Source organism: Streptomyces diversicolor (assembly GCF_057537855.1).
This window is the reverse complement of sequence record NZ_BAAJXA010000058.1, coordinates 1-23,868: the sequence shown is the minus strand read 5'-3', so window position 1 is coordinate 23,868 and position 23,868 is coordinate 1. Positions and strand designations below refer to the sequence as shown.

Sequence of the window (23,868 nt, the reverse complement as noted above, 5' to 3'; positions counted from 1 at the left end):
CGCCGGATCCGTACGCTGATCAGGCCCGACCCGTCCGCACGCGGCACCGTGCACGGCGGCCAGCGAAGGGACCACACTTCACCCCACGCCGCCATGGCGCCGCACGGTGCGGCAGTTCCGGGCGGCCTCCATCTCGTCCGGGTGGCGGCGGGTCCGGCCACCCCATGCCGTCGGCCGTGCCGCGCAGCGCCTCACCCCCGTGCCACGCAGCACCTCACCCCCGTGCCACGCAGCACCTCACCCCCGTGCCACGCAGCACCTCACCCCCGTGCCACGCAGCACCTCACCCCCGTGCCGCGCAGCGCCTCGCCCCCGTGTCGCGCAGCGCCTCGGCCGCCTCGGTGAGGCGGTGGTCCGCGGCGGGCGGCACCGTCGCGTACGCGCTCCTGTGCGCCGCCCCGTCCCGCTCCGACCCGCGCAGGGTCTGCGTGAGCGTGCGGCTGACGGCCGCCGCCTCGGCCCTCGGCGTCCACGCACAACGGCCCGCCCCCGGGTAGGGGGCGGGCCGTCGTGACCGTGCGGTGGTCAGAGGGTTTTGCCGGTGGCCGGGCCGACCAGGAGGCCGTCGCCGAAGGCGTCCACCCGGACCATGTCACCGTCCTTGACCTCCCCGGCCAGGATCTCCTTGGCGAGGCGGTCGCCGATGGCGGTCTGGACGAGGCGGCGCAGCGGCCGGGCGCCGTAGGCCGGGTCGTTGCCCTCGTCCGCGAGCCAGGCCAGCGCGTCGGGCGTGACCTCCAGGGTGAGCCGGCGTTCGGCCAGGCGCGCGGCCAGCCGGTCGATCTGGAGCCGGGCGATCCGGGCCAGTTCGTCCTTGTTCAGGGCCGAGAAGACGACCACGTCGTCAAGCCGGTTCAGGAACTCGGGCTTGAAGGAGGCGCGGACCACCTCCAGCACCTGCTCCTTCTTCTCCAGCTCGCTGGTGGTCGGCTCGACCAGGAACTGGCTGCCCAGGTTCGAGGTCAGCACCAGGATCGTGTTGCGGAAGTCGACCGTACGGCCCTGCCCGTCGGTCAGCCGGCCGTCGTCCAGCACCTGGAGGAGGATGTCGAAGACCTCGGGGTGCGCCTTCTCCACCTCGTCCAGCAGCACCACGCTGTACGGCCGGCGGCGCACCGCCTCGGTCAGCTGCCCGCCCTCCTCGTAGCCGACGTACCCGGGGGGCGCGCCGACCAGCCGGGCCACGCTGTGCTTCTCGCCGTACTCCGACATGTCGATGCGGACCATGGCCCGCTCGTCGTCGAAGAGGAAGTCGGCGAGCGCCTTGGCCAGTTCGGTCTTGCCGACACCGGTCGGGCCGAGGAACAGGAAGGAACCGGTGGGCCGGTCGGGGTCGGCGATGCCGGCCCGGCTGCGGCGCACCGCGTCGGAGACCGCGCGCACGGCCTCGGCCTGGCCGATCAGCCGCCGCCCCAGTTCGTCCTCCATGCGCAGCAGTTTCTGCGTCTCGCCCTCCAGGAGGCGCCCGGCGGGGATGCCGGTCCAGGCGGCGACGACGTCGGCGATGTCGTCGGAGCCGACCTCGTCCTTCACCATGGTGTCCTTGGCGGCCTCCTCCTCGGCCTCCGAAGCGGCCTCCAACTCCTTCTCCAACTGCGGGATCTCCCCGTACAGCAGCTTGGAGGCGGTGTCGAAGTCGCCGTCGCGCTGGGCGCGTTCGGCCTGGCCACGCAGGTCGTCCAGCCGTTCCTTCAGTTCACCGACCCGGTTGAGGGACTGCTTCTCCTTCTCCCAGCGGGCGGTCAGGCCGCGCAGTTCCTCCTCCTTGTCGGCGAGGTCGCGGCGCAGCTTCTCCAGGCGTTCCCGGGACGCCGGGTCGGTCTCCTTGCTCAGCGCCAGCTCCTCCATCTTCAACCGGTCGACGGCGCGCTGGAGTTCGTCGATCTCGACGGGCGAGGAGTCGATCTCCATGCGCAGCCGGGAGGCGGCCTCGTCCACCAGGTCGATGGCCTTGTCCGGCAGGAAGCGGGAGGTGATGTAACGGTCGGAGAGCGTGGCGGCGGCCACCAGCGCGCTGTCCGCGATCTGCACCTTGTGATGGGCCTCGTAACGGCCCTTGAGACCGCGCAGGATGGCGATGCTGTCCTCGACGGTCGGCTCGGCGACCAGCACCTGCTGGAAGCGCCGCTCCAGCGCCGGGTCCTTCTCGATCCGCTCGCGGTACTCGTCCAGGGTGGTGGCGCCGACCATGCGCAGCTCACCGCGGGCGAGCATCGGCTTGAGCATGTTGCCGGCGTCCATCGCGGAGTCGCCGCCCGCCCCGGCGCCGACGACGGTGTGCAGTTCGTCGATGAACGTGATGATCTGCCCGTCGGAGTCCTTGATCTCGGCGAGGACGGTCTTCAGCCGCTCCTCGAACTCGCCCCGGTACTTCGCGCCCGCGACCATCGCGCCGAGGTCGAGCGCCACCAGCCGCTTGTCCTTCAGCGACTCGGGCACATCGCCCTTCACGATCCGCTGGGCCAGGCCCTCGACCACCGCGGTCTTGCCGACGCCGGGCTCGCCGATGAGCACGGGGTTGTTCTTGGTGCGGCGGGACAGCACCTGGACGACCCGCCGGATCTCCTGGTCCCGCCCGATGACCGGGTCGAGCTTGCCGTCGCGGGCCGCCGCGGTGAAGTCGGTGCCGAACTTCTCCAGGGCCTTGTACTGGCCCTCGGGGTCGGCGGTGGTCACGCGGCGCCCTCCCCTCGCCTTCTGGAAGGCCGCCAGCAGCTTCTTGGCGTCGGCGCCCTGCCCCGTCAGCACCTCGCCGGCCGCGCCGCCCTTCGCGGCGATGCCGATGAGCAGGTGCTCGGTGGAGAGGTAGTCGTCGCCGAGTTCCTTCGCGCGCTCACTCGCGTCGGCGAGGACGGCGAGCAGTTCCCGGTTGGGCTGCGGGGGCGCGACGGTGGACCCGGTCACGCTGGGCAGTCCGGCGAGCACCCGCTCGACCCCGGAGCGCACGGCGGCCTGGTCGGCGTCGACGGCGGCGAGCAGATCGGTGATGTTCTCGTTCTCCTGCCCCTGGAGCAGAGCCAGCAGCAGATGAGCAGGCGTGAGGTCCGGGTGCCCCTCGGTCACGGCCCTGTTGCTGGCCGCGTTGATCGCGTCCCGGCTCCTGTTGGTCAGCTCGGCGTCCACGTTCGCGTTCTCCTCCTCGGCGTCGGCTTGTCGGCCACGTCTCCCAGTGCTGACTTAACCAACGTACACAAAGTTGAGTCTATTCCACTCAAGGCGAGCTGAGGGAGTCTTCGGCGGCTACCTTCCGAACATGAGCCGACCCGCCGTGGAATACGCCGTTGACCTCGACGCCCCGCACGTGTCGTACCTCGCCTTCTGGCAAGAGCGCCACCTGTGCACGCTGACCACCCTGCGGGCCGACGGCAGCCCGCACGTGGTGCCCGTCTCCGTGACCTTCGATCCGGCGGCCCGGCTGGCCCGGGTGATCACGAACGGGACGAGCGCCAAGGCGGGGCATGTCCGCGCGGCCGGTCCGGCCGGCGCCCGGGTCGCCGTCTGCCAGGTGGACGGCCGCCGCTGGGCCACCCTGGAGGGCCGCGCCTTCGTCCACGCCGACCGAGACCGAGTCGCGGAGGCGGAACGCCGCCACGCCGAACGCTACGAACGGACTCCGTCCCCCAACCCGTCCCGGGTGGTGATCGAAATCAAGGTGGAGCGTGCCTTGGGCCGCGGCTGACCGCAACACCGAACAGACACAGGCGCCCCCGCGCGCCCCACGGAGGCCGAGACGGGCCGAGCGGATCCGGGCGTGGGGCCCGGACCTGCACGGCACCGGGTGCGGGCGGCCTCCAAACACCAGACACGAAGACGGGGGCACTCCTGGCCCGCCTGGCACCGAGGAGGGCCGGGCAGGCCCTCGGACGCGGGCGACCGGAAGCCGGCGACCCCCAGGCCCGAGACGCCGGACGGACGCAGCCGACGCCGGACGCGCGTGACGCCGAGGCAAGCCCGGCGGGCCCGGCACGCAGGTGGCCGGACACACACGGCACCTGACGCAGGCGACGGCACCGCCGAACGCAACCGGCGCCGGTCGCACCCGACGCCGGACCCGCCTGACGTCGAGGTGGGCCAGGCGGACCCTGGGATACGGTGAACGCCGGGCATGCGGGCGACGCCCAAGCGCAGGACGCGGACACAAGCGACACTGGACGCGCGTGACCCCCGGAAGCAGACGACACCGCACCGCAAGACGCCGGACCCACACGACACCGGAAACGAGCGACACCAGACGCGTCCGAAGCCGGACGCGCGTCACTCCTGTAACGGCTAGGCAAGCCGGGCGGGCCCGGGCGTGGGGGCCGGACCTGCACGGGACCGGGCGCGGGCGGCAGCCAGGTGTCGGACGCCGGGCCCAGGTGACACCGGACGTTCACGGTCTCCATCGGCGCCCGTGTCGTCGTGGGACACAGGAGGGGGGCGGTCGTGTTGGGGTCAAGTGTCATTCCCGGCCTAGTCCGCATTCGGCCGGTAACGGTTTTCGGCCAGCGTCAGAACGCGCCGATGTCGCGACATGTCCCCAGAAACTACAGCGGCGTCACCGTGTTCAGGTCACGGTGACGCCGCTGCGGGGGGAAGCGCCTGAGCGATCTTTTACGACGGGGGAATCGCGTCAGGCACTGCGGGGGGTGGCCGAGATGGTCCTCAGGTCCGCGACCTCCGGCTCCGCGAGCCGGTGGTCCCGTTGGTCCAGGTTCACAAAGATCATTCCGTACCGGATGGCACATCGCACAGGCTGCGGCGCCCCTCGGGGCTTCCTCAGACACCGGTACGCCCGCACGTCCTCGTCCTCGTCCCGCGTCACGACGACCGGCTCGCCGAACACGGTCACCATCAGCGAGTCGCCGCTGTGGGGGATGGCGGTGACCAGGTCGATGAAGTGCCAGCCGGAGCGATAGGCGGTCGCCATCTCACGGCGGAAGGATCGGTCGTCGGGTGGAGTGGTCACGTCAGCTCCCGGCTCCATCTGCCGGCGGGAGCGGCCACGAGGTGTTGTCCTCGCCCATCACGACGATCGGCCAGCTGGTGTTTGCCCGAACATCGCTCTGCTCGCCGGAGAAGCCGCCCAACACGCCGACGGCCACGAGGGCGGAGAAGGCAGAGACAAGCACCGAGCCAAGCATTTTCTTACGCATAGTCGGCTTCGTCCTCACTCGAAGGTCCCCTTTTCCCCCGTCGGGTATGACGATGGCTCATTCGGGCACGTCATGGCCACACAATCGGTGCATCATGTTCCTGCATGTTCAGGACCCTGGGGGGTGGAGATTTGGCAACGAATCACATAAAAGCGACACATCCCCATGCTGTGACGGAACTGTGCGAGGACGGTGGCCGCATCTACGCCGCAGCTCTACGCACCGGTCGCGTCGCACGCACAGATGTGGAAACCGCCCCCTGTCTCCTGGAGTTCGGCCTGCTCCACCCGGACCCGGACGATCCGGACCAATTGCGTCCGGTGTCCCCCGCGGTCGCCCTGGCACGGCGCCTCAGCCCCATAGAGCGCGAGATAACCGAGCGCCGGCGGCTGACCATCGAGCTGGCCGGCGCCTTCGAGCCGTTCATGGCGCTCAGCACACAGGCCACGACCAGCAGCGACTCGATGACCCTGCTGGAGGGCAGCGAACGGATCAACGCCGCGCTGAACCTGGCCACCGAGCAGTGCCGCACCGAAGTGCTCACGGTCCAGCCCAGCGACCGCATCTCCGAACGCAGCGTGCTCAAGGGCCTGGAGCGCGACCGTCCGCTGATCGAACGCGGCGTCCGGATCCGCACCCTGTACCAGCACACCGCCCGCCACAACCCGGAGAAGCTGGCCTACGCCGCGCACCTCGCCGACGGCAAGGCGGAGTACCGCACCATCGACGAACTGGTGGAGCGACTGATCATCTGCGACGACACCGTCGCCTTCATCCCCATCCGCGACGACCAGCAGGTCGCCCTGGAACTGCGCCAGCCGGGACTGGTCCGCTACCTCGTCAAGGTCTTCGAGTTCATGTGGAGCCGCGCCGTCCCGCTGGGCACGGACGGGCCCTACGAGCCGGCCCCCGACGGCATCACGGACATCCAGCACTCCATCGCCAAGCTCCTCGTCGAGGGCCATGTCGACGAGGCCATCGCCCGCCGTCTCGGCATGAACGTACGCACCTGCCGCGCCCATATCGCCAAGCTGGCCCAGGCCCTGGGCAGCGGCAGCCGGGCCCAGCTCGGCTATCTCATCGCACGCTCGGGGATCCTTGATCAGGAAGGCTGAGCGGGCTCCCGCCCGCGGTGCGCGGCGGACCGTCCAGGCCCACCTGGGCGATGCGCACGCCCAACTGGGTACGGCTGGCCGCGCCGAGGGTTTCCGACAGCCGGGCGATATGGGCGCGGCAGGTACGGACGCTGATGCCGAGGCGCTCCGCGATGACCGCGTCCTGGTGGCCCTCCGCGAGCAGCGCGGCGATGGACTGCTCACGGTGCGAGATGCCCTCGATGCCGGTGTCGGGCAGCGGGGCGGTCAGCGGGATCGCCAGCCGCCACAGCCGCTCGAACACCGTCACCAGGTATTCGACCAGCGCCGGGTGACGCAGTTCCAGCGCCATCGTGCGGTCGGTGTTGGCCGGGATGAAGGCGACCGTGCGGTCGAACAGGATCAGCCGGTCGATGACCTCGTCCAGGGTGCGGGCCTCGACCGTGTCGCCCATCAGCTCCAGGTAGTTGAGCAGCCCCTGGCCGTGCCGCGCCACATGCGTGTACAGGTCGCGCATGCGCACGCCCCGGCCGCGCAGCGCCAGCGCCCGGTGCAGGCCCTCGGTCAGCTCGGCCTCCCGCCGGATGCCGCCCGGCTGCACCGTCAGCACCTCGGTGGTGCACGCCTCGGTCGCCTCGTCCATCGCCGCCTGGATGCGGGACAGCCCGTCGAGCACCCGGATCGCGGTGCCCTCGGCCGGGGCGTACGCGGCGGTCTGGAGCTGGCGGCCGAGACCGGCGTACCGCTCGAAGGCGGCCACCGCCGACCCCACCCGCCGCTGGCTCTCCCTGACCTCCTCGTACACGCCGCGCAGCAGCCGGGTCATGACCTCCTGCGGCGAGGTCGGCACCAGCCAGTCCATGGCGTCCGGGTCCGGGTGCAGCAGGGCGAGTTCCAGCAGGCAGGGCACCGGCTCGGCCTCCGCGCGCGGCACACGGCCGCGCCGCAAGGCCCGGGAATACACGCGATCCCCGGCTTCGCACAGGCGGTCGGCGCCATGTGGATGCTCCTCCGTTCCGCACCCGGCCATCGCCCATTCCACCCCCGGTTGCTGCCACTTCCGCAGCGCAACTATGCGCGGCGCCGACCGGCTCCGCAACACGGCTCTTCCTGCCGCGCCCCGGGATAAGCACCGGTATCTCCCGCTTCCTCCCAGGGTCCCGCAGCCCACCCGCCACCGCCCGGCTACGGCCCGCACGGCAAGAGTTGCCCGAGCAAAGCACGGCGGACATCGTGGACCTGGCCGGTTCCGGTGAAGCCTGATCGTCGCCTCCGGCCGGGGCGGTGGCACGAGAGATGCGGGGAACGTGCCCAGGCGGCCACCGAACCCCCGGGAGCGGCAGCGAGGGCCGTACTCCCCGGGGCGACCTCGACGGCCGTCGGCGCGGGCCGGCGAGGGCACCGCGCACCGGCCCCCGCTAGGCCACATCCCCGCCCCCGGGCAGCGCACAACAGGCCCCCGGCGCCCCTCAGGCGCGCGTCAACCGGCCCTGGAATCCCGGAACTTGACCCGCCCCGGTCGAGGCAGGCGCAGCCGTGGGTGCTACTTCAGGCCGAGGGCGTCGCAGGCCGCCTTGTACTTGGCGGTGCAGATGTCGGAGATCTTGTAGATGCCGTCCGCGACGACCGTGTCGTCGATGTTGTTCTTGGTCATCGCGCTCACCTGCACCAGCTGGGCCGGGATGCCCTTGGTGGTGGGGCTGTCCACCGTGTCGCGGGTGAGCGCGTCGAACTGGATGTCCTTGCCCTGGACCTTCGCGACCGCCATCTCGGCGGCCGATTCGGCCTCGTCCGGGTAGGGCTTGTAGACGCTCATGTACTGCTCGCCGGCGATGATCCGCTGCACCGCAGAAAGCTCCGCGTCCTGCCCGGTGATCGGCGGCAGATCGGTCACGCCGGCGGCCTGGAGCGCCTTGATGACGCCGCCCGCCATGCCGTCGTTGGCGGAGTAGACGGCCGCGATGTTGTCCTTGCCGATGTCGTTGATCGCGCGAACCATGTTGGCCTCGGCGTTCTCCGCCTTCCAGTCCTTCGTGTCGAAGGACGCCGCGATCGTCACCTTGCCGTTCAGTTCGGACAGCGCGCCCTGCTTGAACTGCTTCGCGTTCGGGTCGGTCGGCGAGCCGTTCATCATGACGACCTTGTCGGAGGAGTCGATGTCCGTGCCCAGCGCCTCCAGCAGCGACCGCCCCTGCGCCTCACCGACGAGTTCGTTGTCGAAGGAGATGTACGCGTCGATCGGCCCCTCGGCCAGCCGGTCGTACGCGATGACCGGGATGCCCGCCTCCTTGGCCTTCTTCACCTGGCCCGCGATGGCGTGCGAGTCGACCGCGTCCAGCAGGATGACATCGACCCTGTCGTCGATCATCTTCTGCATCTGCGCGGTCTGCTTCGCCGCGTCCGCCTCGGCGTTGGCGTACTCGACCCTGCCCCGCTGCTTGGTCAGGGAGGCGACCTTCTCCTTGATGATGGGGTGGTCGAACTTCTCGTACCGCGTGTTCGCCGTCTCCGGCAGCAGCAGGCCCACGGTGATGTCGTCGCCCTTGGTGGGGCTCGCGTCGCCGGAGTCACCCGTCGCGTGCAGAACGCCGCAGCCGGCGAGCGACAGGACCATCGAGGATGCGGCCACGGATATGGCGATACGACGCATTCGGGTGCTCACTTCAGGTGCGTTCGGGACGTGGAGGCCGCATTGCGGCGCAGATGACAGAAAAGCCAACGCGCCGACACCACCCGCGTCAAGCAGAACCGCTTAACGAGTGCGCAACACCACGCCCGAAGACCGTGTGAAGGTCTGGCGGAACCTACGCCAAACCCTCTTTACCGGCTCTCCACCCAAGGGAGTTCGGGTGAAGACCGTCAGTCGCTCTGCTGCCGTTTCGGCCGCCACACCACGAGCGCACTGGTCTGCTGGACCTCCTGATACGGCACCAGATCCCGGCGGTAGGAGGCGTGGACGGCGGCCTCCCGCTGCCGCATGGCCGCGGCCGCTCCGTCCAGGGCCGCCTCCAGTTCCGCGACGCGGGACTGGAGCGCGGCGACCTGGTTCTCCAGCTCGATGATGCGCTTGATACCGGCCAGGTTGATGCCCTCGTCCTGCGACAACTGCTGCACCTGACGGAGCAGTTCGATGTCGCGGGCCGAGTAACGGCGGCCCCGTCCCGCGGTGCGGTCCGGAGAGACAAGACCGAGCCGGTCGTACTGGCGCAGCGTCTGCGGGTGGAGTCCGGAGAGCTGGGCCGCCACCGAGATGACGTAGACCGGGGTCTCCTCGGTCAGTTCATACGGGTTACGTCGACGGCCGTCCATCACCCTCAAGCTCCCTTCGCGGCCTCGAACAGCTCCGCCCGCGGATCCTCGCCCACGGTCGCCTCGCGATACGCCTCCAGCGCGTCACGAGCCTTCCCCGTCAGGTCCCCGGGAACACTCACCTCGACGGTGACCAGCAGGTCCCCGCGCGTGCCGTCCTTGCGGACCGCGCCCTTGCCCCGGGCCCGCATGGTGCGGCCGTTGGGTGTGCCCGGCGGCAGTTTCAGCGTGACGGCGGGACCGCCCAGGGTCGGCACCCGGACCTCGCCGCCGAGGGCCGCCTCGGTGAACGTCACCGGGACGGTCACCGTGAGGTTGTCGCCCTTGCGGCCGAACACCGGGTGCTCGCCGACGTGCACGACCACGTACAGGTCGCCCGCCGGGCCGCCGCGCTCGCCGGGTGCGCCCTTGCCGCGCAGCCGGATCCGCTGCCCGTCCGTCACCCCCGCGGGGATGCGGACCTGCATGGTCCGGGACGACTTGGCCCGGCCGCTGCCCTTGCACTCCAGGCAGGGGTGCTCGGCGATCAGACCGCGGCCCTTGCAGTCGGGGCAGGGGTCGGTCAGCGAGAAGCCGCCGCCCGAACCCCGCGCCACCTGGCCGGTGCCGACGCAGGTCGGGCACACGCGCGGTGTGCCGTTCTTGTCGCCGGTGCCGGAGCATGCCTTGCACGGGGTCTGCGAGGACATCCTCAGCGGCACCGTGGCGCCCTCGATGGCCTCCGTGAAGCTCAGCGTGACCTCGGACTCGATGTCCTGGCCGCGCCGCGGCTGGGTGCGCGTGGTGCCCGTGCCGCCCCGGTTGAACAGGCCCCCGAAGACGTCGCCGAGGCCGCCGCCGAAGCCGCCCCCGCCCTGGGCGTTGCCCCCGAAGAGGTCGCCCAGGTCGAAGTTGAAGTTGCCGCCGCCCGCGCCCGGCCCCGGGCGGTAGCCGCCGTTGCCGAAGAGGGTGCGGGCCTCGTCGTACTCCTTGCGCTTCTTGGGGTCACCGAGGATGTCGTTCGCCTCGGAGATCTCCTTGAAGCGCTCCTCCGCCTTGGCGTTGCCCTTGTTGGCGTCCGGGTGGTACTCGCGGGCGAGCTTCCGGTACGCCTTCTTGATCTCCGCCTCGGTGGCGTCCTTGGGGACGCCGAGGACCTTGTAGTAGTCCTTCTCGATGAAGTCCTTGGTGCTCATCCCCGACGTCCCTCCTTCCGCTCGATGCTTACGTCAGCCCTCTTCCGGGCCACCGTTCTCCTTGTCGTCAGCGGAGCCGGCCGAGCCGCCGGAGCCGCCCGCCGCACTCTCGTCACCGCCCTCCGCCTTGGCCGGCTGCGCCCCGGGCTGGGGTTCGGCCACGGCCACCCGCGCGGGGCGGATGGTGCGCTCGCCGATCCGATACCCGGGCTGCAGAATCGCCACGCACGTCGTCTCGCTGACGTCCGGCGCGTACGAGTGCATCAGGGCCTCGTGGATCGTCGGGTCGAAGGGCTCGCCCTCCTTGCCGAACTGCTGCAGTCCCATCTTGGCCGCGACGGTCTCCAGCGATTCGGCGACGGACTTGAAACCGCCGACGAGTTCGCCGTGTTCCCGGGCGCGGCCGATGTCGTCGAGCACGGGCAGGAGCTCGGTCAGGAGGTTCGCGATGGCGATCTCCCGGACCGCGACCCGGTCGCGCTCGACGCGGCGGCGGTAGTTCTGGTATTCGGCCTGGAGGCGCTGGAGGTCCGTGGTGCGCTCGCCCAGCGCCATACGGACCTGGTCCAGCTGGGCCACCAGGCCGGCGTTCTGGCTCGCGTCCCCTGCCGGGGCCGCCGCCTCCTCCGGAGAGGGCGAGGCGGCCTGCGGCTCGGCGTCTTCGGGGGTGGCGCCTGAGGGGACGTCGGGCTTCTCGTCGAAGCCCGGGGTCTCCTCCGTCACGCGGCACCGTCCTTGCGCTCGTCGTCCACGATCTCGGCGTCGACGACATCGTCGTCGGCCTTGGTCCCGGCCGCACCCGGGGTGCCGGCGGCGGCCTGCCCGGTCTGGGCGTCGGCGTACATGGCCTGGCCCAGCTTCTGGGAGACGGCCGCGACCTTCTCCGTGGCGCTGCGGATCTCGGTGGTGTCCTCGCCCTTGAGCTTCTCCTTCAGCTCGGCGACGGCCGCCTCGACCTCGGTCTTGATCTCGCCCGGGACCTTGTCCTCGTTGTCCTTGAGGAACTTCTCCGTCTGGTAGACCAGCTGCTCGCCCTGGTTACGGGTCTCGGCGGCCTCGCGGCGCTTGTGGTCCTCCTCCGCGTACCGCTCGGCCTCCTCGCGCATGCGGTCGACCTCGTCCTTCGGCAGCGAGGAGCCGCCGGTGACGGTCATCTTCTGCTCCTTGCCGGTGCCGAGGTCCTTCGCCGTGACATGCATGATGCCGTTGGCGTCGATGTCGAAGGAGACCTCGATCTGCGGGACGCCGCGCGGCGCCGGCGGCAGACCGGTCAGCTCGAACATGCCGAGCTTCTTGTTGTAGGCCGCGATCTCGCGCTCGCCCTGGTAGACCTGGATCTGCACCGACGGCTGGTTGTCCTCGGCCGTGGTGAAGATCTCCGAACGCTTCGTCGGGATCGTCGTGTTGCGCTCGATCAGCTTGGTCATGATGCCGCCCTTGGTCTCGATGCCGAGGGACAGCGGGGTCACGTCGAGGAGCAGGACGTCCTTGACCTCACCCTTGAGGACACCGGCCTGCAGCGAGGCGCCGATGGCGACGACCTCGTCCGGGTTGACGCCCTTGTTGGCCTCCTTGCCGCCGGTCAGCTCCTTGACCAGTTCGGCGACGGCGGGCATACGGGTGGAGCCGCCGACGAGGACGACGTGGTCGATCTCGCCGAGCTGGATGCCGGCGTCCTTGATGACGTTGTGGAACGGGGTCTTGCAGCGCTCCAGCAGGTCCGCGGTCAGCTGCTGGAACTGGGCGCGGGTCAGCTTCTCGTCCAGGTGCAGCGGGCCCTCGGCGGACGCGGTGATGTAGGGCAGGTTGATCGAGGTCTCGGTGGACGAGGACAGCTCGATCTTGGCCTTCTCCGCGGCCTCGCGCAGCCGCTGGAGGGCCATCTTGTCCTTGGACAGGTCCACGCCGTGGCCGGACTGGAACTGCTTGACCAGGTAGTCGACGACGCGCTGGTCCCAGTCGTCACCGCCGAGGTGGTTGTCGCCGTTGGTGGCCTTCACCTCGACGACGCCGTCGCCGATCTCCAGGAGGGACACGTCGAAGGTGCCGCCACCGAGGTCGAAGACGAGGATCGTCTGGTCGTCCTTGTCGAGGCCGTAGGCGAGCGCGGCCGCGGTGGGCTCGTTGACGATGCGCAGGACGTTGAGGCCCGCGATCTCGCCGGCCTCCTTGGTGGCCTGGCGCTCGGAGTCGTTGAAGTACGCGGGGACGGTGATGACCGCGTCGGTCACCTTCTCGCCCAGGTAGGACTCGGCGTCCCGCTTCAGCTTCTGCAGGATGAACGCGGAGATCTGCTGCGGGTTGAAGTCCTTCCCGTCCAGCTGGATCTTCCAGTCGGTGCCCATGTGGCGCTTCACGGAGCGGATGGTCCGGTCCACGTTGGTGACCGCCTGGCGCTTGGCGACCTCGCCGACGAGCACCTCGCCGTTCTTGGCGAAGGCGACGACGGACGGCGTGGTCCTGGCGCCCTCTGCGTTGGTGATGACGGTGGGCTCGCCGCCCTCCAGAACGCTGACGACGGAGTTAGTCGTGCCCAGGTCGATGCCGACCGCACGTGCCATGGTGATTTCCTCCAGCTGACTTGAGTGGAACGGACTCAAGTGTGCATGAGGCGGCCCGCTGGGTCAACAGACCTGAGTCAGCTGGGCTCAACTCTTATCCGCTCCTTACACGCAACTGGGCGCTGACCTGCGTAGACGCCATACGGCGTGCCCCGTACGCCGGAACCCGCAACAGCAGGAGTACGACGACCAGCGCCCCGCCCGCCACCCACAGCACGCTCTCCTCGCCCGCCCACCCGGTGTGCGCGAGCACCCCGACGAGCACCCCGGAGAACGCCGCGAGCGCCGCCAGCACGGTGGCACCCTGCGGGGTGAGCCCGAGCCGCCGCAGCCGGTGCGCCACATGGTCGGGGCCCTCGCGCAGCAGCGGCCTGCGGGCCATCCGCCGCGACACCGCCACGAGCAGCACGTCGACGCCGGCCAGGGCGGTCAGCGAGAACAGCACGCCCGCGCTGGACCCGATCCCGTACCCGGCCCGGGTGAACACGCCCGCCGCGGCCAGCAGGAACCCCGTGAACAGCGAGCCGCAGGCGCCGAGGCCGATCCGCGCGGGATGCCAGTTGTGCATGAGGAACCCGGTGAGCGCGGCGGCGAGCACGCTGAGCAGCACGGCCAGCCCGTCCATCACCTCGGCGGCGGCGCAGGCCCCCACGCCGAAGGCGGTCACCACCCCGACGGTCCCGGCGAGCCCGTCGGCGTGGTCCAGGGCCCGGAAGGCGAGCGCCACGAACACGATCCACGCCACCGCCGGCAGTCCGGCCGCCACCCCGGTCTCCTCGTACGGTACGACCGCGGCGGCCGCCACCGCCGTACCGGCGACCAGCACCCGGGCCCGCAGCCGCCACACGTCGGCGACCAGTCCGAGCAGGGCGACGCCCGCGGCCGCGAGGAGCAGCCGGCCGACGCCGTCGCCGAGCGGCGCGACCCCCGTCCACTGGCCCGCGCCGGCGACGAGACAGGTGACGAGGACGACGGCGGCGCCGCCCAGCAGCGGCACGGGGCGCCGGCACCGGCGGTCGACCACGCCGGCGCGCAGCGCGGGGGCGCGGAGCAGTGCCGCGAGCACGGCGGTGAGCAGCAGGGCGGTGGTGGCGGCGAGAATCCCGTAGAGCACGGCTCCAAAGTAGGCGTGAACGGGGCGATTCGGTATGAATAACACGATCGAATAACCCGAATCCGACGAATCGCTGCGCGTCTTTGCGGGATCGGCCACCCGCCGCGGAGCGGCACGCCGTCCGCCGAGTGCGGCATGTCTTTGCCGGATCGGCCACCCGCCGCGGAGCGGCACGCCGTCCGCCGAGCGCGGCATGTCTTTGCCAGATCGGCCACCCGCCGCGGGGCGGCACGCCGTCCGCCGAGCGCGGCATGTCTTTGCCAGATCGGCCACCCGCCGCGGGGCGGCACGCCGTCCGCCGAGTGCGGCCACGTCTCGGCTGAGCGCGCAGTTCCCCGCGCCCCTTCGGGCGGCGACCCTGGGCCCCGACGGCAAGCGGAGCCGCGCCGCCGGGACGGGTCCGGCCACCCGCCGCGGGGCAGCACGCGGTCCGCCGAGTGCGGCCACGTCCGGGCTGAGCGCGCAGTTCCCCGCGCCCCTTCGGGGGCCACGCCCACCCGCCACATGCCCGGTCGGCCCACCGGACGAACCCCGGGTCGGGCCGGCGCCTGCGCTGCCGCCGGCCTCCGGCCCGCGGCGAGCCCCCGCCGAACCCGCGCCCCGTGGCCACCCCCGCCCGGCCCTCGACCGGACCCGGCGCCCCAGCCTGGTAGTGGGGCGACTCAGATCACCTCGTGCCCGGCTACAGTGCGAAGGAAGATGGGGGTAGTCTCAGACGGACTGCATAAGTTACCGCTTAGTAATTTCGAGGCCGCCTCAGGAGCCCCAATGCAACTCGCCGCGATCATCGTGTCGCTGGTCCTGATCGTGGTCGGCGTGGCACTGTTCGGCCGCGCCCTCCTCCAGCTCTACGCCTTCATGCGCCTCGGCCAGCCCGTCCCGGCCGGGACCCGGACCGACGCCCCCGCACAGCGCACACTCACCGTGGTCAAGGAATTCCTCGGCCACACCCGGATGAACCGCTGGGGCGTCGTCGGCGTGGCGCACTGGTTCGTGGCGGTGGGCTTCTTCACCTTGCTGCTGACGATCGTCAACGCGATCGGCCAGCTGTTCCAGGCGGACTGGCTGCTGCCGGTCATCGGCGACTGGGCCCCGTACAACGTCTTCGTCGAGTTCATCGGCACCATGACGGTCCTCGGCATCCTGGTGCTGATCGCCGTCCGCCAGCTGAGCCACCCGCGCCGCCCGGGCCGCAAGTCCCGCTTCGCGGGCTCCAACTTCGGCCAGGCGTACTTCGTCGAGGCCGTCATCCTCATCGTCGGCGTCTGCATCTTCATGCTGCACGCCCTGGAGGGCGCCCAGCACCACGTGAACGGCTACGAGGCGTCCTTCTTCGTCTCGTACCCGGTCGTCTCCTGGCTGAGCGGCACGGACGTCTCCACGCTGCAGAACCTCACCTACTTCTTCGCCGGCCTGAAGATCGCCACGTCCTTCATCTGGATGATCACGGTCGCCCTGAAGACCGACATGGGTGTGGCCTGGCACCGCTTCCTCGCGTTCCCGAACATCTGGTTCAAGCGCAACGCCACCGGCGAGTCCTCCCTCGGCGCACTCCTGCCGATGACCTCCGGCGGCAAGCCGATCGACTTCGCCGACCCCGGTGACGACGACGTCTTCGGCGTATCGCAGGTCGAGCAGTTCTCCTGGAAGGGCCTGCTGGACTTCTCCACCTGCACCGAGTGCGGCCGCTGCCAGTCGCAGTGCCCGGCCTGGAACACCGGCAAGCCACTCTCCCCGAAGCTGCTGATCATGTCCCTGCGGGACAACGCGCACGCCAAGGCGCCGTACCTGCTCGCGGGCGGCGGCAAGACCATGGAGGGCGAGGAGAAGGCCACCGCGGAGCAGCTGAAGGACGTCCCGGCGACGGCGCTCGCCGAGGCCGAACGACCGCTGATCGGCACCGCCGAGGCTGCGTCTGACAGCGGCCACGCCGCGGGCGGCGTCATCGACCCGGACGTGCTGTGGTCCTGCACCACCTGCGGCGCCTGCGTCGAGCAGTGCCCGGTCGACATCGAGCACATCGACCACATCGTCGACATGCGCCGCTACCAGGTGATGATCGAGTCCGCGTTCCCGTCCGAGGCGGGCACGATGCTCAAGAACCTGGAGAAGAAGGGCAACCCCTGGGGCCTGGCCAAGAAGCAGCGCCTCGCGTGGACGCAAGAGCTGCTGCGGGAAGGTGCCGACTTCGAGGTCCCGGTCGTCGGCCAGGACATCGAGGACCTCACCGAGGTCGAGTACCTGTACTGGGTCGGCTGCGCCGGCGCCCTGGAGGACCGCGCCAAGAAGACCACCAAGGCGTTCGCGGAACTCCTGCACATCGCGGGCGTCAAATTCGCGATCATGGGCGGCGACGAGAAGTGCACCGGCGACTCCGCCCGCCGCCTCGGCAACGAGCCCCTGTTCCAGGAACTGGGCGCCGAGAACGTCATGGCCCTGAACATGGCGTTCGGCGAGGAACTGGACGACGACGGCAAGGTGACCGACGAGTCCCGCAAGCCGAAGTCGGCGAAGAAGATCGTCGCCACCTGCCCGCACTGCCTCAACACCATCGGCAACGAATACCCGCAGCTCGGCGGCGACTACGAGGTCATCCACCACACCCAGCTGCTCCAGCACCTCGTCGACGAGGGCAGGCTGATCCCCGTCACCCCGGTCGAGGGCATCATCACCTACCACGACCCCTGCTACCTGGGCCGCCACAACAAGATCTACACACCCCCGCGCGAGATCATCGGCAAGGTCCCGGGCCTCAGGAACGAGGAGATGCACCGGCACAAGGAACGCGGCTTCTGCTGCGGCGCCGGCGGCGCCCGCATGTGGATGGAGGAGCGGATCGGCAAGCGCATCAACAACGAGCGCGTCGACGAAGCCCTCTCCCTCAACCCGGACATCGTCTCCACCGCCTGCCCGTTCTGCCTGGTCATGCTCACCGACTCCGTCAACGGCAAGAAGAACGAGGGCAAGGCCAAGGAGTCCATCCAGGTCGTGGACGTCGCCCAGCTGCTCCTCGACTCCGTCAAGACGCCGATCGACCCGGCGGGCGAGCCGAAGACCGAGGACGCACCGGAGCCCGAGCCGGTGAAGTGACCGGCGAAGCCCTGGACATACCGACACCCTCGTGCCCCGGCGGGCCCGGGGGTGTCGTCGTCCTGTGCACACGTGCATCATGGCCGGGTCGTTGTCGACGGGACGGACGGGGCGGGCGATGCGCGTGCGGACGTACGGGAAACGGACGGCGGTGGCGGTGGCGCTCGGCTGCGGGGGTCTGCTCCTCGCCGCCTGCGGCCCCGGGGCCCCCGACGCCGGCCCCGCCGACCGCGACCCGGTCACCATCGCCGACGCCCCCGCCCTGCTCCCCGTACCGCGCGGCACCGGCAGCGACGTCCCCGACGACTTCAACGGCGACGGCCACCGCGACCTCGTCCTCGGCGACCTGGTGAAGGCGCGGAGCCACGAGGACGACGCGGGCATCGGCATCGTGTACGGCAGCGGACACGGACTCCGGCCCGGCGCACGGCAGTTGCTCAGCCCGCGCAAGCAGGCCGCGCCGACGAAGGGCCGGCTCCCCGCCGTCTTCGACCCGGAGACGAGCTGCGACCTGGACGGCGACGGCTTCACCGACCTCGTCGTGTCGACCGACCCGCCCTACGACGGCCAGGGCGCGCCCCCGGTGCCGCTGCAGATCCTGTTCGGCTCCCCCGCGGGCCTGACCGGCCGCGCCGTCCCGCTCTCCGTCCCGGCCCGCGCCCGTTTCGGCAACGACTGGCCCGACCAGCCGGTGTGCGGCGACTTCGACGGGGACGGCAAGGCCGACCTCGTGGTGCACGCCTCCGGCGGCCGGCTGTCGTACCTGCGGGGCCCGTTCAGCCGGGCCGGCGCCCCGCACGCGGCCGGCGCGCCGATCCCCGCCCCGGGCGAGGCACCCACCGGGCCCGCCGTCGACATCGACCGCGACGGCTACGACGACATGGTCGTCCGCGCCGCCACCGGCCCCGCCGCCTCAGCCGTGGTGCACGGCGGCCCCGACGGCCCGACCCGCACCGGCGTGCGGCTGCCCGCCGGCAGCGACGTGGCGATCGGCCGCTTCGGCCGCGGTCCGGCCCTGGACGCGGCGATCGGCGGCACGGTGGAGACGGCCCTGCGCTACGACCTGCCCACGCCCCTGCGCGCCACCCTGGCCGCTCCCGGCTCCCTGCTCGACACCGCCGACTTCGACGGCGACGGCCACGACGACCTCGTCTCCAGCGGCTCCCGGCTGCGGATCGTGCCCGGCGGCACGGCGGGCCTCGCGGCCCGGGACACCGTCACCGTCACCCCGCCCGCCCGCGGCACCACCCGCGTCCTGGCCGTGGGCGACTTCGACGGCGACGGACGGGCCGACCTGGCGCTGCGGACGTACCGCGGCGAGACGAGGGACACCATCACCGTGTACCGGGGCGCGGGCAAGGGCCTGGTCGAGCCGAGGCCGGCGGTCACCTTCTCCAGCTCGGAGTTCCTGCCCCGCTGAACGCTCCGCGGGATTTGCCGCGCTGTGCCCTGCCGTGCCGTGCCGTCGGGCGTCCGCGGCACCGTCGTGGCTGGTCGCGCAGTTCCCCGCGCCCCCAAGGACCAAGGGGGCGCGGGCCCCTGAACTCCTCCGGAAAGGCCCCCTAGGGGACCCCTAGGGGATGTCACAGCTCGGCCGCAAAGCCGGGCCCGAACGCCCGGGCCCCGCACGCCACTCGGCGGGACCAGGTACGTTCGATGGCGTGGCTGGATTCAGGATCGGACGCGGCGGCCGGAACGACCGGGCCCCGCAAGCGCGCCCGCAGAACCCCCCGTACCGACAGCAGGCCCCGCAGGGCCCGGCGCACGGCCGGCAGGGGCAGTCGTACGGCCCGTCGTACGGCTATCCCCCCGCGCCGCAGCCGCAGCCGCAGCCGCAGCCGCAGCAGCGGCCGCGGTACGGCGACGGCGGCCAGTGGCGGCAGGCGGGCGGCGGACACCCGGGCCAGGGCGGCGACGGCCCCGAGTACTTCGGCGACGGCTACGGCCACCAGGGCGGCCACCCACAGAACGGCTATCCGCAGAACGGCTACCCGCAGGGCGGCCACGACCCGTACGCGGCCAACCAGCCGGGCCACACCCAGGCGTTCTCGATAGACGAGGACCCGTACCAGCAGGGCGGGACCTACCGCGCGGGCTCCGCCCCGGCCGGTCCGATCGGCCCGCGCCTGCACTGGAAGGAACTGCTGCGCGGCATCGTCGTCGCACCCAACCAGACGTTCCTGCGGATGCGGGACTACACGATGTGGGGCCCGGCCCTCATCGTGACCTTCCTCTACGGTCTCCTCGCCGTCTTCGGCTTCGACGGGGCCCGCGAGGAGGCGATCAACGCGACGCTCTCCAACGCCGTACCGATCGTCCTGATCACCGCCGTCGCGATGGTGCTCAGCGCGTTCGTGCTGGGCGTGGTCACCCACACCCTGGCCCGCCAGCTCGGCGGCGACGGCGCCTGGCAGCCCACGGTGGGCCTGTCCATGCTGATCATGTCCGTCACGGACGCGCCCCGCCTGGTCGTCGCCATGTTCTTCGGCGGCGACGCGGGCTTCGTCCAACTCCTCGGCTGGGCCACCTGGCTCGCGGGCGGCGCCCTGCTGACCCTGATGGTCAGCCGCTCCCACGACCTGCCGTGGCCGCGGGCCCTGGGCGCGTCGGCGATCCAACTGATCGCCCTGCTGTCGATCGTGAAACTGGGCACCTTCTGACGGCCCACCCCCGAAGCCCGCAAAGGGCCCCAGGCACCCAAGCGGTTTCCAGGGGCCCATCAACCCCCACTCGGCAGTCTTCCCGTGCCCTTCTCAGGCGTCGAGCACCTGCCCGGCCCGCCGCACCACGGGCGGCAGAACACTCCACGGGAAGTTGATCCAGTCGTCCGTGCGCTTCCAGACGTACTCGCACTTCACGAGGCTCTGCGACTTCTCGTAGATCACGGCGGACCGTACCTCGGCGACCGTGTCCAGGCAGAAGTCGCGCACCAGCTTGAGGGTCTTGCCGGTGTCGGCGACGTCGTCGGTGATCAGGACCTTCTTCTCGGAGAAGTCGATCAGGTTCGGGACGGGCGCGAGCATCACCGGCATCTCCAGCGTGGTGCCCACACCGGTGTAGAACTCCACGTTCACCAGGTGGAGGTTCTTGCAGTCGAGGGCGTAGGCGAGCCCGCCCGCGAGGAACACCCCGCCCCGCGCGATGCTGAGCACGATGTCCGGCTCGTACCCGTCGTCCGCGATGGTCTGCGCCAACTCGCGCACGGCGTCGCCGAACCGCTCGTAGGTCAGGCTCTCGCGTATGTCGCTCACGTCGCTCACACCTGCGTCCGGTGGAAGTTGAGGTAGGAGCGGGAGGCGGTGGGCCCGCGCTGCCCCTGGTACCGCGAGCCGTACCGCTCGCTGCCGTACGGGGACTCGGCCGGCGAGCTCAGCCGGAACATGCACAGCTGCCCGATCTTCATGCCCGGCCAGAGCTTGATCGGCAGGGTGGCGAGGTTGGACAGCTCCAGCGTGACGTGCCCGGAGAACCCGGGATCGATGAAGCCCGCGGTGGAGTGTGTGACGAGCCCGAGCCGCCCGAGGGAACTCTTGCCCTCCAGCCGCGAGGCGAGGTCGTCGGGCAGCGTGATGACCTCGTACGTGCTGGCGAGCACGAACTCGCCGGGATGCAGGATGAACGGCTCGTCGCCGTCCGGCTCCACGAGCCGGGTCAGATCGGCCTGCTCGATGGAGGGGTCGATGTGCGGGTACCGGTGATTCTCGAACACCCGGAAGAACCGATCCAGCCGCACGTCGATGCTCGACGGCTGCACCATGGATTCGTCGTAGGGATCGATCCGCACCCGCCCGGCGTCGATCTCGGCCCGGATGTCCTTGTCTGAGAGAAGCACGTCCCGAGGATACGCAAGGCGCGCGGAGCCGTGACAATCGTGACGACTCCGCGCGCGGACGAGACGACCGGCGAAGCGCCGGTACGCCCCCGCTCGGCGGCGGCTACCACCTCTCACTTTCCCGACAGCCACAAGCTCCAACGAGCCCCTGTCCCTGCCGCTACTACCTACTGCACTGTCCCGCTGCTTCTGCTGCTGCTTCTGCTTCTCCGCATCACTGCTTCTCAAGCGCGACCGGCACCACGCTGCGGAGCCGGGCACACCGCGGACACCGGATGAGCCGGCCGGGTCCAAGCCGCTCGGCCTGCTGCATCGGGAACGAAGCGGTGCTGAACACGTGCCCATCGGCACAGCGGACGACGGTACGTTCCATCAAGTCCAAGAGTCCCTTCCCCAAGAGCCGCGTCTGGCCAACTACCCTGACGACAAAAGCCACATTACGGGATCAAAGAGACGACTCTCCAGGCGGCACTCCGACCCCACCCGGCCCCTCTTCCTCGCCCCCACGGTACGCCCCAACTCCGGCCCCCCGCACCCGGATCCCACCCCCTGAAACGCGCTCAGGCCCACGGCGTCAGCACCGGGGGCCTGCGATGAGGTAGAGTAACCGAGCGTTCGGACACCGACTCCGGTCGGCGTCTTACGCGGGTGTAGTTTAATGGTAGAACATCAGCTTCCCAAGCTGAGAGCGCGAGTTCGATTCTCGTCACCCGCTCCATACGAAACCCCCAGGTCATGGACCCGGGGGTTCTTTGTTGTCTAGACCGGTGGGCGAGGCGCGCACCACAACCGCACCATTAGCTCTCGGCGACCTCCTCGTTGTGGTGCGCGTCGTGGTGCTTCGCACGCTCGGCGCGGACCAGGTCATCGAGCCCGGCGGCGACCTCCCGTTGCCGCTCGTCGTCGGAGTGCTGATAGATCAGCGCGGCCTTCTCTGAGGACGGGCCCGCGCGGACCATCGTGTCCTTGAGGGTCGCGCCGGAACGGGTCGAGAGGGTGTGCCCGGTGTGACGAAGGTCGTAGAAGCGGAAGCCGTCCGGCAGACCGGCGACCGCGCGAGCCCGTCGCCACTTGCGGCCGTAGGAAGTCCGTCGGAAGGGCGCGCCCTTCTCGCCCACGAAGACCAGACCATCCGGCCCCTTCTCGGCGTACCAGGAGAGATGCCGCTTCACGTCCTTGTGGAGGAAGGCCGGGAGCACGACGATGCGGACACTCGCGTCCGACTTGGTCTCGCCGGGAGCGCGCTTGCCGTTGGTCCTTTCTGGCTCAGCGACACGGACGCGGATCACGAGATTGTCGGGATCGACGTCTCGGCGACGCAGGCCCGCGAGTGCTTCGGAGCGCATCGGGCCGTACGCGCCGAGGTAGATCATGAGGCGCCAGCGGATCCCGATCGCTTCGGCGAGGGCATCGACCTGGGCGACGGTGGCGATACGACGTTCGGCGGCTGACTCATTGCCCGCGCCCTTGATCCGGCACGGGTTGCGGCTGATCAGTTCGTCGTCGACAGCGGTTTCCATGATGGCTTTGACGAGCCGGTACGCCTTGGCGCCGGTCGCCCGCAGCCGCTCAGTGCGCCACTCACGGACGCGCGGGGCGGTGATCTCGTCCAGGTCGAGGGCGGCGAAGGCCGGGAAGATGTGGACCCTGAGGAGGTCTTCGTACAGATCCACGGTACGTACGGACAGTTCCCGCTCCTCGACCCACTTCTCGGAATACGTACGAAAGTTGACTGCTCCCGCGTCGGGGGCCCGCCAGTCGCCACGGGTGAGATCCGCCTCTACCTGGGACAGCCAGATCTCCGCGTCCTTCTTGGTCTCGAAGGTCTCGTCCGCGCGGATGCGTTCACCGTCAGGCCCGAGGTAGGAAGCCGTCCAGCGGCCGGAGCGGTACTGCCGGACCGCTCCGAAGCGTCTGCGGTTGCCCTTCTTGTTGGCCATCAGGCAGCCCTCCGGGCGACGGTGCGGTGAAGCCGGATCGGTTCAACAGTGCGGGCCCCGATGTACTCGTTGACCGCGCTCTCCGGGATGCGTACGTGCCGACCGACCTTCACGTACCGGATGCGCCGCTCTTCGATCAACCGCCGAGGGAAACGGGCGGTCGTGCCGAGCAGCTCGGCGACCTGGTCGACGGACAGGTAGCGGTCGGTCGTCATGCGGTCGGTTCCCCTTCCGTTCCGAGGGCTGGTTCGATGGATGCGGCAAGCCAGGTCTCGACGGTGCTGAGGCCGGTGCCGGCGAAAACCCAGTGCGCAAGGACGTACGTCGTGTCCGGCTGAGAGTTGGCGGCTGCCGTCGCCGCTTGTGCTCGGCGCCATTCGGCGCGGGCGTCGCGGAGGGCGCCGAGGGTGGTGGAGTAGCGGCGGGATTTGGTGGAGAAGTGGCCGCGGAAGCCGAGCATGTGGGCCCAGGCGCGCAGGCGGAGGTGTTCGAGGTCCTTGCGGACGCCGAGGGTCCAGGCGGTTCGGATGAGGCGGCGGGCGTGCTCGCTGATGTCGAGTTGGGCGAGTTCGGCGGCGAACTTCAGCGGGCGGTCGAGGGCGCCCGTGGCTGTCTCGG

At 70.5% G+C, this 23,868-nt stretch carries 21 protein-coding genes and 1 tRNA gene; 6 read left to right on the top strand and 16 right to left on the bottom strand.

The annotated features are described in order from the left end of the window. Positions 1 to 283 precede the first annotated feature (283 nt). Both AC27LF_RS40995 and clpB read right to left on the bottom strand, forming a co-directional pair. On the bottom strand, positions 284 to 529 hold the full coding sequence (locus tag AC27LF_RS40995; protein ID WP_479661541.1) for a winged helix-turn-helix transcriptional regulator: 246 nt from the start codon (positions 527 to 529) through the stop codon (positions 284 to 286). Further along, positions 526 to 3,123 carry an ATP-dependent chaperone ClpB gene (clpB, locus tag AC27LF_RS40990; protein ID WP_479661517.1) on the bottom strand — a complete coding sequence of 866 codons (2,598 nt, stop codon included), beginning with the start codon at positions 3,121 to 3,123 and terminating at the stop codon, positions 526 to 528. The genes AC27LF_RS40995 and clpB overlap by 4 nt, the downstream gene beginning before the upstream one ends. 130 nt (positions 3,124 to 3,253) lie before the next feature. On the opposite strand from clpB, the gene AC27LF_RS40985 reads away from it, so the two are divergent. Further along, a complete protein-coding gene (locus AC27LF_RS40985; protein WP_479661516.1) occupies positions 3,254 to 3,679 on the top strand; it encodes a pyridoxamine 5'-phosphate oxidase family protein in 426 nt (141 codons plus the stop codon). 933 nt (positions 3,680 to 4,612) lie between these two features. Here the strand turns inward: AC27LF_RS40985 and AC27LF_RS40980 are convergent. Both AC27LF_RS40980 and AC27LF_RS40975 read right to left on the bottom strand, forming a co-directional pair. After that, complete coding sequence (locus tag AC27LF_RS40980) at positions 4,613 to 4,909, bottom strand: (2Fe-2S)-binding protein (RefSeq protein ID WP_351731652.1); 297 nt, start codon at positions 4,907 to 4,909, stop codon at positions 4,613 to 4,615. A 40-nt stretch (positions 4,910 to 4,949) separates the two neighbouring features. Further along, positions 4,950 to 5,135, bottom strand: a complete 186-nt coding sequence (locus AC27LF_RS40975; RefSeq protein WP_479661515.1) for a hypothetical protein — start codon at positions 5,133 to 5,135, stop codon at positions 4,950 to 4,952. A 104-nt stretch (positions 5,136 to 5,239) separates the two neighbouring features. On the opposite strand from AC27LF_RS40975, the gene AC27LF_RS40970 reads away from it, so the two are divergent. Next, positions 5,240 to 6,250 carry a helix-turn-helix transcriptional regulator gene (locus tag AC27LF_RS40970; RefSeq protein WP_479661514.1) on the top strand — a complete coding sequence of 337 codons (1,011 nt, stop codon included), beginning with the start codon at positions 5,240 to 5,242 and terminating at the stop codon, positions 6,248 to 6,250. Here AC27LF_RS40970 and AC27LF_RS40965 read toward each other — a convergent pair. From AC27LF_RS40965 to AC27LF_RS40935, 7 genes are all read right to left on the bottom strand, one after another. Continuing rightward, on the bottom strand, positions 6,213 to 7,259 hold the full coding sequence (locus tag AC27LF_RS40965; RefSeq protein WP_479661513.1) for a helix-turn-helix transcriptional regulator: 1,047 nt from the start codon (positions 7,257 to 7,259) through the stop codon (positions 6,213 to 6,215). The genes AC27LF_RS40970 and AC27LF_RS40965 overlap by 38 nt on opposite strands. Positions 7,260 to 7,772: 513 nt before the next feature. Beyond that, on the bottom strand, positions 7,773 to 8,879 hold the full coding sequence (locus tag AC27LF_RS40960) for a sugar ABC transporter substrate-binding protein (RefSeq protein WP_479661512.1): 1,107 nt from the start codon (positions 8,877 to 8,879) through the stop codon (positions 7,773 to 7,775). Positions 8,880 to 9,088: 209 nt separating this feature from the next. Beyond that, positions 9,089 to 9,538, bottom strand: a complete 450-nt coding sequence (locus AC27LF_RS40955) for a heat shock protein transcriptional repressor HspR (protein WP_479661511.1) — start codon at positions 9,536 to 9,538, stop codon at positions 9,089 to 9,091. Positions 9,539 to 9,543: 5 nt separating this feature from the next. Further along, positions 9,544 to 10,713: a molecular chaperone DnaJ gene (gene dnaJ, locus AC27LF_RS40950; protein WP_479661510.1), complete on the bottom strand. Its 1,170-nt coding sequence runs from the start codon at positions 10,711 to 10,713 to the stop codon at positions 9,544 to 9,546. Positions 10,714 to 10,746: 33 nt separating this feature from the next. Further along, complete coding sequence (grpE, locus tag AC27LF_RS40945; RefSeq protein ID WP_479661509.1) at positions 10,747 to 11,436, bottom strand: nucleotide exchange factor GrpE; 690 nt, start codon at positions 11,434 to 11,436, stop codon at positions 10,747 to 10,749. Beyond that, positions 11,433 to 13,274, bottom strand: coding sequence for a molecular chaperone DnaK (gene dnaK, locus AC27LF_RS40940; RefSeq protein ID WP_479661508.1), 1,842 nt, complete (start codon positions 13,272 to 13,274; stop codon positions 11,433 to 11,435). Before dnaK ends, grpE begins: the two co-directional genes overlap by 4 nt. Positions 13,275 to 13,368: 94 nt before the next feature. Beyond that, a complete protein-coding gene (locus AC27LF_RS40935; RefSeq protein WP_479661507.1) occupies positions 13,369 to 14,388 on the bottom strand; it encodes an MraY family glycosyltransferase in 1,020 nt (339 codons plus the stop codon). A gap of 768 nt (positions 14,389 to 15,156) precedes the next feature. Here AC27LF_RS40935 and AC27LF_RS40930 point away from each other — a divergent pair. The 3 genes from AC27LF_RS40930 (at position 15,157) to AC27LF_RS40920 (ending at position 20,138) form a co-directional block, all read left to right on the top strand. Further along, on the top strand, positions 15,157 to 17,478 hold the full coding sequence (locus tag AC27LF_RS40930) for a heterodisulfide reductase-related iron-sulfur binding cluster (RefSeq protein WP_479661506.1): 2,322 nt from the start codon (positions 15,157 to 15,159) through the stop codon (positions 17,476 to 17,478). A 118-nt stretch (positions 17,479 to 17,596) separates the two neighbouring features. Continuing rightward, positions 17,597 to 18,898 carry an FG-GAP repeat domain-containing protein gene (locus AC27LF_RS40925; RefSeq protein WP_479661505.1) on the top strand — a complete coding sequence of 434 codons (1,302 nt, stop codon included), beginning with the start codon at positions 17,597 to 17,599 and terminating at the stop codon, positions 18,896 to 18,898. Between the two features lie 160 nt (positions 18,899 to 19,058). Then, positions 19,059 to 20,138 (top strand): Yip1 family protein, encoded by a 1,080-nt coding sequence (locus tag AC27LF_RS40920; protein WP_479661504.1) that lies wholly within the window; start codon positions 19,059 to 19,061, stop codon positions 20,136 to 20,138. 93 nt (positions 20,139 to 20,231) lie between these two features. On the opposite strand, the gene AC27LF_RS40915 is transcribed toward AC27LF_RS40920, so the two are convergent. Both AC27LF_RS40915 and dcd read right to left on the bottom strand, forming a co-directional pair. Continuing rightward, positions 20,232 to 20,729 carry a phosphoribosyltransferase gene (locus AC27LF_RS40915; protein ID WP_404025028.1) on the bottom strand — a complete coding sequence of 166 codons (498 nt, stop codon included), beginning with the start codon at positions 20,727 to 20,729 and terminating at the stop codon, positions 20,232 to 20,234. 5 nt (positions 20,730 to 20,734) lie between these two features. Then, the gene (gene dcd, locus AC27LF_RS40910) at positions 20,735 to 21,310 is read right to left on the bottom strand and encodes a dCTP deaminase (RefSeq protein ID WP_404025030.1); all 576 of its coding nucleotides are present in this window, start codon (positions 21,308 to 21,310) and stop codon (positions 20,735 to 20,737) included. Between the two features lie 644 nt (positions 21,311 to 21,954). On the opposite strand from dcd, the gene AC27LF_RS40905 reads away from it, so the two are divergent. Further along, positions 21,955 to 22,028: transfer RNA gene (locus AC27LF_RS40905), tRNA-Gly, on the top strand. 79 nt (positions 22,029 to 22,107) lie between these two features. Here AC27LF_RS40905 and AC27LF_RS40900 read toward each other — a convergent pair. The 3 genes from AC27LF_RS40900 to AC27LF_RS40890 form a co-directional block, all read right to left on the bottom strand. After that, on the bottom strand, positions 22,108 to 23,250 hold the full coding sequence (locus AC27LF_RS40900; protein ID WP_479661503.1) for a tyrosine-type recombinase/integrase: 1,143 nt from the start codon (positions 23,248 to 23,250) through the stop codon (positions 22,108 to 22,110). After that, positions 23,250 to 23,465 (bottom strand): excisionase family DNA-binding protein, encoded by a 216-nt coding sequence (locus tag AC27LF_RS40895; protein WP_479661502.1) that lies wholly within the window; start codon positions 23,463 to 23,465, stop codon positions 23,250 to 23,252. Before AC27LF_RS40895 ends, AC27LF_RS40900 begins: the two co-directional genes overlap by 1 nt. Then, positions 23,462 to 23,868: replication initiator (locus AC27LF_RS40890; RefSeq protein WP_479664369.1), on the bottom strand; the 407-nt coding region annotated here is incomplete at its 5' end. The genes AC27LF_RS40895 and AC27LF_RS40890, both read right to left, overlap by 4 nt.